This is a genomic window from Collinsella aerofaciens, from assembly GCF_040915545.1.
GTDB classification, from domain to species: domain Bacteria; phylum Actinomycetota; class Coriobacteriia; order Coriobacteriales; family Coriobacteriaceae; genus Collinsella; species Collinsella aerofaciens_BE.
This window is the reverse complement of record NZ_JBCPDH010000048.1, coordinates 1-8729: the sequence shown is the minus strand read 5'-3', so window position 1 is coordinate 8729 and position 8729 is coordinate 1. Positions and strand designations below refer to the sequence as shown.

The window sequence follows — 8729 nt, the reverse complement described above, 5'->3', positions numbered from 1 at the left end:
CCATGCTCAAACATTCTCGCGTCGCTTCGCTCGCTGCGAAACTGCGCGTGGAACGATATAGGTAAGCCCCGGGCGGGCGGCTACTCGCTTGAAACAATATTTACTTTTCTAGTAAGCCGATGCGACAAAGGGGCTGTCCCTTTGTCGCATCGGCTTACTGTATTTATATTTTCCTGTTTTACCTTTGCAGGTTCTAATGGAGGGGATACCGAAGTAGCTGCTAGTAAGTAAACGCAGCCGCTCTGCCGGAGCCGCCCTTATATCGTTCCACGCGCAGTTTCGCAGCGAAGCGAGAATGTTTGAGCATGGAATGATATAAGGGCGGCTCCGGCAGAGCGGCGGACATTCGACTAGCGGATATGCGCGGGCTTTCCTCCCCAGTAGAAGCGGCAGAAGGCTCGTTTACGTTTTTGGGGCTTACCTGCAAGCTCCATGGTGGCGATGGCGATGTCCTCGGCTGCGTGTGGACGGCGCAGGACTTCGCCATTGATGAGCAGTGCCTTGAGCGACTCCGGATGATCGTGGAGATGGCGCAACGTCACGATGAGTTCTCGTGCGGTGGTGACATGCATGCTGGCGCCCATGCCGGTGAGCATCGTGGTGTTTGCCTTTTCCTGGCCATAGGACTTGCCCAGCAGGATCATCGGCAGATGCGCGCACAGGCACTCGGTGACGGTGAGTCCGCCCGATTTGAGAATTGCCAGGTCGCAGCCGTGCATGAGGGCCGCCATGTCGTCCACGTAGTCTAGAACCGTGACGTTTTCGAGCTTCATGGCGTCGAAGAGCGTCTTGAGTCGGGTGGCGTATTCTTTATCCTTGCCCGGTAAAAAGACAAAGTGCATGTCCTCAAAGCTGCGTAAGAAGGGGAGCGTGTGGTCCATCGCGGCGCGGAAACGCACGTATGGTTGGGGTAAACTGGCACCGGCCATCACCAATACGACGGTTTTGTCTATGGGGAGATTGAACTTGCTGAGCTCATCTTCGCGTTTGTAATCTGAATCGAAACCGGCTCGGATGGGGATGCCCGTTATGCGGATCTTTGACTCGGGAACCTTGCGCGGGCGCAGCGTTTCGGCCATAAACTCGTTGGCTACACAGAATAGGTCGGTGTCCTTGTGGGGCCAAAAGCCTTCGACTTCGTAATCGGTCGGCACACAGATGACCGGGTAATCGATACCCGTAATTACGCGGGCGCCCACGGCAACATTGGCTGCTGTGATGTGCGTTGCGACCACGGCTATAGGCCTGCGGCGACGAATATATTCGTTGAAGGCGGGGAACATAATACGCGACCATGCCGTGCCGCCACCCCAGAGAAGATGTCCCGTAAGCGTATATCGCCAGGTCAGGTCGTAAATGGGGCGTGTGGCTCCCGTAAAAGAAGCCGCGGTCTTATTGCCGTCGAATTTAATACGTCCAAAATCAAGGATATCGAGCACTTCAATTTCAATATCCTCAGGGATTCCCTTGGTGCCGCGGATAAGTTCAAATGCTTGTGCAATCGCGTTGGCGGCGGCTTTGTGGCCCGATCCAACCGATGCGTGCACAATGGTTACTAGGGGTTTTTGTGCAGGTGAAACGGTCATTTGCTCCGGTTGGGGAGTGGCTTGCATGGGCAGGGGAGCGCTATTGCTCATCTGCGTTTGATCCATCGATAACTCCCCTTCAGCTTTGTTACGCGATTTATCATTGTAGTGCATGAGTGTCATGTTCACGTAAATTTGGGTATGAGCGCAAAGAACGCCAATCTTTCGACAGGAGGTCTCTTCATGACTACCCATCAGCCGATCGATGTTGCGATTATCGGTGGCGGCCCTGCGGGCTATGCTGCGGCCATTTATGCGGCGCGCTCCAACCTAACGACGACCGTGATTGAACAGGGCATGTCGGGAGGGCAGATCGCCACGACCAATGAAGTCGAGAACTATCCGGGCATTCCGCTCTTGAGTGGCGCCGAACTCGGTGAGCGTTTTCAGCAGCATGCAGAGGGCCTGGGAGCACAGGTTACATGGAGCATGGTTACGGGTATCGATTACGATGCCGATGCAGCGCTGTTTACGGTGCATCACGATTTGGGCGATACGTCGGCCTCGAGCGTTATCGCTTGCATGGGTGCCACGCCGCGATCTGCTGGTTTTGTTGGCGAGGATGCGTATCGCGGTCGCGGCGTTTCGTATTGCGCGACGTGCGACGGCATGTTCTTTCGCGGCAAGCAGGTTTTTGTCATCGGCGGCGGCAATGCTGCCTGCGAGGAAGCTCTGTTCTTGTCAGAAATCGCCAGCAGCGTGACCATCGTTTTGCGCCGCGATCAGTTCCGTGCCCCCGATGGTGTGGTTCAAAAAGTTCTTGCAAAAGATAATATTTCAGTTAGGTACCAAACTAGTATTGTCGAGCTCTCGGGCGAAGCCATGCCAACGACGATTACCTTTAAGGACAATGCATCCGGGGAAACTCACACCGAGTCATTTGTCCCTGGCTCGTTTGGTATCTTTGTCTTTACCGGAACGCAGCCCCATTCCGAGCTCGTTGAGCATCTAGTCGATCTGGCGCCGGACGGCGGTATTGTTACTGATGATTCCATGGCGACCCGCACGCCAGGTCTATTTGCCGCTGGCGACATCCGTTCCAAGCGTTTACGCCAGGTTGTGACTGCCGTTTCTGATGGAGCCATAGCGGCAACGAGCGTATACGCGTTTCTCCGTGGATAAGTACGATAATATATCTTATGTAAGGTTGCTATCTTTAAAACAAAGTGGTTGGACGGTGCATCAATGTGCTGTCCAACCACTTTTACTTGCCGGCTATATGGTATGCAAAACTAGATAACCTAGAATACAATATAGCTAATGAACGGAGGATCCTTATGAACCACGCCAAACGCGTTATCCCGATGTCCGATACATCGGTCAGCATTAAGCCTGAGGATATTCAGCCCACTGTGCTGCCCGATGCATTTATTCAGTCCGATATCGTGCGCAAACTTAATACGTTGAGTCTGCCGCGCTATAACCAGTTGCCCAATGTGACGCTCTACCGCGACCAGGTTATTGAGTATGTTGCGCTGTGGATGGAGCCGCTGTCCATTTGCGTTGAGCAGCCTGTCATTACGCCATCGATGATCAATAACTACGTGAAGGTCGGCCTGGTGCCTGCTCCGGTCAAAAAGCAATATGGCCGCGAGCAGATTGCCCGCCTGATCGCTATCTGCATCTTTAAGCAGGTGCTACCTATTGCTGCGGTGCAGGCACTCTTTAACATTCAGCGTTTGAGCTACGATGCCCCGACGGCCTTTGATTATGTGGTCGATCAGCTCGAGGCATCGATTCGTTCGGCGTTTTCCGTCGAGCAGACGCCGGTTCCCGATACGGCGCATCAGGTAACGCGTGAGTCGCTGCTTGTGCGCAGCGCGGTTTCATCCTTTGTTTCGAAGGCTTACCTGATGAGCTATCTCAAGTTCAACGGGTTTAATAGCTAGCCGACGTATAAAACGGGCGGGACAAAGAGCCATCTGTCGCTTTGTCCCGCCCGTTTTTTTGCTTGGTTGGACTTTATTTGCCCGAAGCTACGCCCATGCCGTAGCCGATGATCAGGCCGTGCATCTCGGCGTAATAGGAATCCAGGCCGTTGCAGGGCATGATGATGGTCTTGGAGCAGGGCCAATGTTCGACTATGCGATCAGTAAGCGCCTGGGCTCCAGCTTCGTTCTCAACGTGATCGATGATGACCTCACCGCCCGTAAAGCCCTCGGCTTCCATAGTGTCGATGATCTTGTTGAGCATCTTCTTTTCGCCACGCGTGTGCCCGACGAGTTCGATTTTACCGGCCTCACTCGCCGTGCCCAAAATGCGGATATTGAGCTTGTTGGCAATGACGCCGGCTGCCTTAGGGATACGTCCGGCTTTGGCGAGGTTTTCGTAATTGCACAAACTGAAGAGGATTTTGCTGTTCTGTTCAAGGCTATCGAAGTATGCGCAAGCATCCTCGAATGAGACATTCGGATTGCTTGCAAGATAGCGGTCGAACAGCAAGAAAATGAGGTCCATTTTGCCGCCAGCTGCGCGTGAATTGACTAGATGAATCTGTCGGTCGGGCTCCTCGGCAAGAACCATATCGCGAGCCGTGGCTGCCGCGTTGTAGCTGCCCGACACGCCCTCAGAGATCGGCATGCAGATGGTCTTGTCTGCCAATTTGAAGAGCTCGGCCCACTCCCCCACGCTGGGACAAGCGCTCGAAGAGGCATTCGTCTCCGCCTGAACAGCGCAGTTGAGCTCATGAACATCGAGCGAAAGGTCATCGACGAATTCACGCTCCCCCACTCGAATTTTGAGGGGAGCAAATGCAAAGGTGGTATGGGGTGCGATCGGTTGCCAATCGCGGAGGTTGCAGCTTGAATCGGAGATAAGTGCCCAGCTCATAGAGGGTCCTTTCTAATCGTTCCCATTCAATTATAGCCATCTTGCAGACCGATTGGGCCGCTATCTAGTATTCAAAACTAGATAGCGGACTACACTAAAGGCAAAAGAATGGACCCCATGACTCAAAGCCACGAGGTCCATATCCGTTTGCTTTATCTGAATACTTAGTAGCGCACGAAAATGTAGTTGTTGTTCATGCCGGCGGCAACGGAGCTGATGATAACACCCGTGTTGTAGTCGGAAGCATGAATCATCTGACCACCACCGATGTAAATGCCGGTGTGGTACGAGTTGACCACAACGTCACCGGGCTGCGGATCGGACACACGCGTCCAGCCCATAAAGGTGCCCGTGGTGCCCAGGCGGCAATAGCGACCAGTGAGGCAATAGCTAACAAAACCAGAGCAGTCGAAACTGTTCGGGCCAATTCCGCCCCAGGAATAGGCGCAACCAAGCTTGCTGTATGCACGCGAGACAACAGAACCGCCATCGACGGACTGGCTCGGAGCAGAAGGCGTCGGAGCCGGGGCAGGCGTGGGGGGCTGCGGTGTCGGAGCAGGTGCCGGCGTAGGAGCCGGAGTGTTGCCGCCCTGGTTGTTGTTATTGCTGGTCTGGCCACCGTTGTTGGTGTTCTCGGTCGCACCGGCAGTCTCGTTGCTCACCGTGGCCTTCTCGGCGGTACTGGCGTTGATGCCGGCCTGCAGCGCGGCGTTGGCCTCGGCCTCAGCGGCAAGCTCAGCCTGCAGCTGTGAATCCAGAGAGTTTACGACGTTCTGTGCTTCAGCCTGCTGGGCGTTAAGCTCGTCGACCTTCTTTTGCGTGGTGGCGACGTTCTTTTCCTGCTCGGCCTGCTTATCGGTGAGCTGCTGTTTGAGCTCCTTGACCTCTTGAATGGTCTGAGCCTGCTTATCGGAAACTTTGCCGTAGTAGAACAGACGGTTGAGCATATCGCTCAGGTCATCGACGCCCGTCAGAACCTGAAGCAGGCTCAGACCGCCGGTTTTGTACTCGCCGGCGACATAGGTCGAGAGCTTGGCCTGACCATCGGCGATCTCCTGCTGCTTTTGCGTGATCTCGCCAGCAGTCTGATCGAGCGCCTGCGTCTGCGTGGCGAGCTCATCGTAAATCTGCTGAGTTTGGGTACCGATCTGCTCGAGCTTCGTACGAGCAGCGGCAAGGTCGGATGCGGTATCGGCGTAGGCAGGAGCCGCGAGGCCCAAGCCCAAAACACAAGCGAGGGTTGCCGTAGCAGCGCAGCGTGCCATGTTTTTGTGCGTGTTTGCTGTGCGCATGTAGCTTCCTTTCCAGTAACTAAGGGTAACGGCTAGTCCACCGTCACCAGGCTAAAGAGCTCCACATCGTCATTAGACGGTGTGAGCTTCTCGCGCGGGTTGAGAAACGCAAGCTCAAGGATACAACCGTAACCGACAAGCTTTGCGCCCATATCTCGCACCAGTTTACCTGTTGCCTCGACGGTTCCGCCCGTCGCGACCAAGTCGTCCAGAATCAACACGGTATCTTTAGAGCTGATAGCGTCGGCATGGATCTCAATTGAATCGGTGCCGTACTCGAGCTCGTAGCTCTGACTTACGGTCTCGCGCGGTAGCTTGCCAGGTTTACGTGCGGGAACAAAGCCGGCGCCAAGGGCTACAGCCACCGGTACGCCAACCATAAAGCCGCGAGCCTCGGGACCCACGACCTTGGTGATTCCCATGCCGGCAAAGTGCTCGGCGAGGGCATCGGTCATGGCTTTGAGCGCCTCGGGATTGCCAAAGAGCGGCGTGATGTCTTTAAAGATGACTCCGGGCTCGGGATAGTCGGGGATGTCGACGATTTGAGATTCGAAGTCGTACATTGCATGACCTTTCAATGGGTTGCCGGATAAGCGGCAGCTGTTATTTGCCCGCGGTGGCGGTGCCGGATTGCGAAGGGGTGACGACCTTGAGCGGCTTTACGAGGGAATCCTCGTGCGAAGCCGGCGCGCCTATCTCTTCGTTTTTGGCCTTGGTTGACTCGGAGCGAGTGATTTCCTCATCGAGTGCATCGATGTCGGCGTCCTCGACCACGGCGTTGAGCGACTCAAAAACGCGGTTCTTGAGCAGCGCGGTGTGCACGCCCTCCGTCAGGTCGTGAAGCTTCTTAAACGCACGCTCGAGCTTGGCGTCGCGCTCGTCATCGGAGGTGTCCATGCCGAGCATGCTCACGAGCACCTGCTCAAACATCGAGGACTCGCGGTTGGCGGAAGACACGTACTGACGCAGGTTGCGCGGCTCGATATGGAAGCGTGACAGCTCGGAGCAGTAGCGGATGATCGGGAAATCGCGACCATCGACGAGCTCACGATTTTGCGGACTCTTGATGATGCGAATGAGGTCGTTCTCGGCGAGCGAGCGGATAAACGAAATCTCGACGCCCAGCATATCGGGAATGGTCTCGATAGGATGCAGCTTTTGCTTAGTCTCCTTGGGCTCCGTCTTGAGCGGAACATCGGACAGCAAGCCCACCTCGTAAGCGAGCGTTGACAGGTCCGTGGCGTTTTCCAAGCGCTGCTTAATCACGTTGAGTGGCATATAGCGGGTCTTCTGCAGGTGCAGAATGACCTCCAGGCGATCAACGTCCTCCTTGGAGTACTGACGGTATCCCTTAGGCGTACGATGAGGGGTAATGAGCCCCTCATCCTCTAGAAATCTAATTTTTGAGTTCGAAAGATCGGGGTATGCGCCTCGAAGTAGGTTGACGACTTGGCCGATACTCAGATAGTTGCGTTCGGCCATGCCCTACTCACCGGTTTCGATGCGCTCCGGCGTGCTCTCGTGGTAGATGAGCGTAAACGTACCGATCTGGACGGAAGAACCGTCGTGCAGCGGGGCTGCATTGACGATGGCACCGTCGACCCAGGTGCCATTGAGCGAGCCCAAGTCCTCGATGCGAGCGCCGAGGCCCTCGCGAATAATGCGCGCATGGCTGCGCGAAACGGTCATGTCATTGAGGAAGATACCGTTCGCAGGATCGCGGCCGATGGTGGTCACGTCGTCCTCGAGCTCAAAGGCGGCACCAGTCTGCGGACCCTTGACGATGGACAGAACGGGGGCGGTGATGCGCACGTTGGCCATGAGGTCGGGAACGGTGACGTCGCTTGAAGGCACGCGGAATACGCAGGTAGCGTCAGCAGTCTTATCATTCTGAGGCATATTGTTAACCATGTTGTCCATGACAACCCCTAACTTATCGCGGACGTGCCGCAAATAATGAACCGTACGTAATCATACCCCAACGAATCAGTCTTCGATTTCAGGGTTCAGAAAGTCGATGTCCTCGTCCTCGGGATGCGTGAGAGCCTGTTTAATGGCCGCTCCACCCTTAATGGAGTAGATGACAGCCGTGAGCATGGAGAAGATCACGCCGCCGTACACAAAGAAGATGCCGAGGGGCACCGAGCTTCCGTTGAGGCCCGGGAAGGCCGTGAGGGTTGAAGGTAAAAGTTGCAGGCCGTCAACAACGGGGAACCCGAGCAGCATGAGCGAGAATCCGGTCATGAGCAGCGCTGTGGCAATCTTTCCGGGAAAGACCACATCGATGGGGCGACGGTGATAATGACGCACGATAAGCGTGCCGATGCCCAGATAGATATCGCGGCCAATAATGAGCACGCAGACCCAGATGGGTAGCTCTCCGCGGACCACCAGTCCCAAGACGCCGGTGAACAGCAGCGCACGGTCGCAGATGGGATCCATGACCTTGCCGAGCCATGAGACCGTCTTAGTCATGCGGGCGATCTGACCGTCCATCCAGTCGGTGGAGGCGGCAACGGCGTAGATAACGATGGCGATGACGCGGTTGTTGTCCGTCACAAACAGGTACAGAAATACCAGGGTGAGGATCAGGCGCGTAAAGGTGATGAAATTGGAGATCGTAAAGATCTTATTCGACGGGTAATCGGAAGTGCCGATAAGCTCCTTTTTGATCTTCTTTTTGATGCCCACAGGACTCCCCCGCTGGTTAACGACAAAACTTTCGATACTATACCCGTTCCGGCGATGTCTATCCAGCGCAGCCATAGAGAGTCCAGACATGTGGAGGGCGCTGTCGCAACGTGAATGTGCCGTTTTTGTGTACGTCAGCCTCCAAACATGTCATAAATTGTCGTTTTTGGAGGATGACGTACAAGTTTTTGTTAAGCGAAAGTATCGATTAATAAAGCCGTTGATTCTTCGTTGCTTACTTTATTGATTCTTAACAAGACGATATGAGAAAGCCATTTGGGTCGCCTCCCCCGCGGCGCAGCTTCTTTCCGCGGGCTCGGGATGCCACAAT

Annotated in this window: 9 protein-coding genes; 2 read left to right on the top strand and 7 right to left on the bottom strand. The window is 55.1% G+C overall.

Annotation, left to right across the window (positions count from 1 at the left end; all coding sequences use genetic code 11):
- Positions 1-350: 350 nt before the first annotated feature.
- Positions 351-1652 carry an MGDG synthase family glycosyltransferase gene (locus tag AB5202_RS09640; protein WP_230320388.1) on the bottom strand — a complete coding sequence of 434 codons (1302 nt, stop codon included), beginning with the start codon at positions 1650-1652 and terminating at the stop codon, positions 351-353.
- Positions 1653-1769: 117 nt separating this feature from the next.
- Between AB5202_RS09640 and AB5202_RS09635 the strand changes: the two genes are divergently transcribed.
- Both AB5202_RS09635 and AB5202_RS09630 read left to right on the top strand, forming a co-directional pair.
- Positions 1770-2708 (top strand): NAD(P)/FAD-dependent oxidoreductase, encoded by a 939-nt coding sequence (locus AB5202_RS09635; RefSeq protein WP_138112617.1) that lies wholly within the window; start codon positions 1770-1772, stop codon positions 2706-2708.
- A 155-nt stretch (positions 2709-2863) separates the two neighbouring features.
- A complete protein-coding gene (locus AB5202_RS09630) occupies positions 2864-3475 on the top strand; it encodes a DUF1836 domain-containing protein (protein WP_171021459.1) in 612 nt (203 codons plus the stop codon).
- A 73-nt stretch (positions 3476-3548) separates the two neighbouring features.
- Here the strand turns inward: AB5202_RS09630 and AB5202_RS09625 are convergent, their stop codons facing one another.
- From AB5202_RS09625 to AB5202_RS09600, 6 genes are all read right to left on the bottom strand, one after another.
- Entirely contained in the window at positions 3549-4415 is an 867-nt protein-coding gene (locus tag AB5202_RS09625) for a DegV family protein (RefSeq protein WP_138112615.1), read from the bottom strand.
- A 164-nt stretch (positions 4416-4579) separates the two neighbouring features.
- Positions 4580-5707, bottom strand: coding sequence for a coiled-coil domain-containing protein (locus AB5202_RS09620; protein ID WP_368144596.1), 1128 nt, complete (start codon positions 5705-5707; stop codon positions 4580-4582).
- Between the two features lie 32 nt (positions 5708-5739).
- Positions 5740-6270 carry an adenine phosphoribosyltransferase gene (locus tag AB5202_RS09615; protein ID WP_118227237.1) on the bottom strand — a complete coding sequence of 177 codons (531 nt, stop codon included), beginning with the start codon at positions 6268-6270 and terminating at the stop codon, positions 5740-5742.
- 40 nt (positions 6271-6310) lie between these two features.
- Positions 6311-7189, bottom strand: coding sequence for a transcriptional regulator FtsR (gene ftsR / locus AB5202_RS09610; RefSeq protein ID WP_138112611.1), 879 nt, complete (start codon positions 7187-7189; stop codon positions 6311-6313).
- A 3-nt stretch (positions 7190-7192) separates the two neighbouring features.
- Complete coding sequence (locus tag AB5202_RS09605; protein ID WP_006236002.1) at positions 7193-7627, bottom strand: FHA domain-containing protein; 435 nt, start codon at positions 7625-7627, stop codon at positions 7193-7195.
- Between the two features lie 66 nt (positions 7628-7693).
- Positions 7694-8398: a CDP-alcohol phosphatidyltransferase family protein gene (locus AB5202_RS09600; protein WP_260699275.1), complete on the bottom strand. Its 705-nt coding sequence runs from the start codon at positions 8396-8398 to the stop codon at positions 7694-7696.
- Between the last annotated feature and the right edge of the window lie 331 nt (positions 8399-8729).

Bases quoted from the DNA above. Each gene is read 5' to 3' on its own strand.
- AB5202_RS09640 (WP_230320388.1), bottom strand. From the start codon at position 1,652: ATGGATCAAACGCAGATGAGCAATAGCGCTCCCCTGCCCATGCAAGCC.
- AB5202_RS09635 (WP_138112617.1), top strand. From the start codon at position 1,770: ATGACTACCCATCAGCCGATCGATGTTGCGATTATCGGTGGCGGCCCT.
- AB5202_RS09630 (WP_171021459.1), top strand. From the start codon at position 2,864: ATGAACCACGCCAAACGCGTTATCCCGATGTCCGATACATCGGTCAGC.
- AB5202_RS09625 (WP_138112615.1), bottom strand. From the start codon at position 4,415: ATGAGCTGGGCACTTATCTCCGATTCAAGCTGCAACCTCCGCGATTGG.
- AB5202_RS09620 (WP_368144596.1), bottom strand. From the start codon at position 5,707: ATGCGCACAGCAAACACGCACAAAAACATGGCACGCTGCGCTGCTACG.
- AB5202_RS09615 (WP_118227237.1), bottom strand. From the start codon at position 6,270: ATGTACGACTTCGAATCTCAAATCGTCGACATCCCCGACTATCCCGAG.
- ftsR (WP_138112611.1), bottom strand. From the start codon at position 7,189: ATGGCCGAACGCAACTATCTGAGTATCGGCCAAGTCGTCAACCTACTT.
- AB5202_RS09605 (WP_006236002.1), bottom strand. From the start codon at position 7,627: ATGGACAACATGGTTAACAATATGCCTCAGAATGATAAGACTGCTGAC.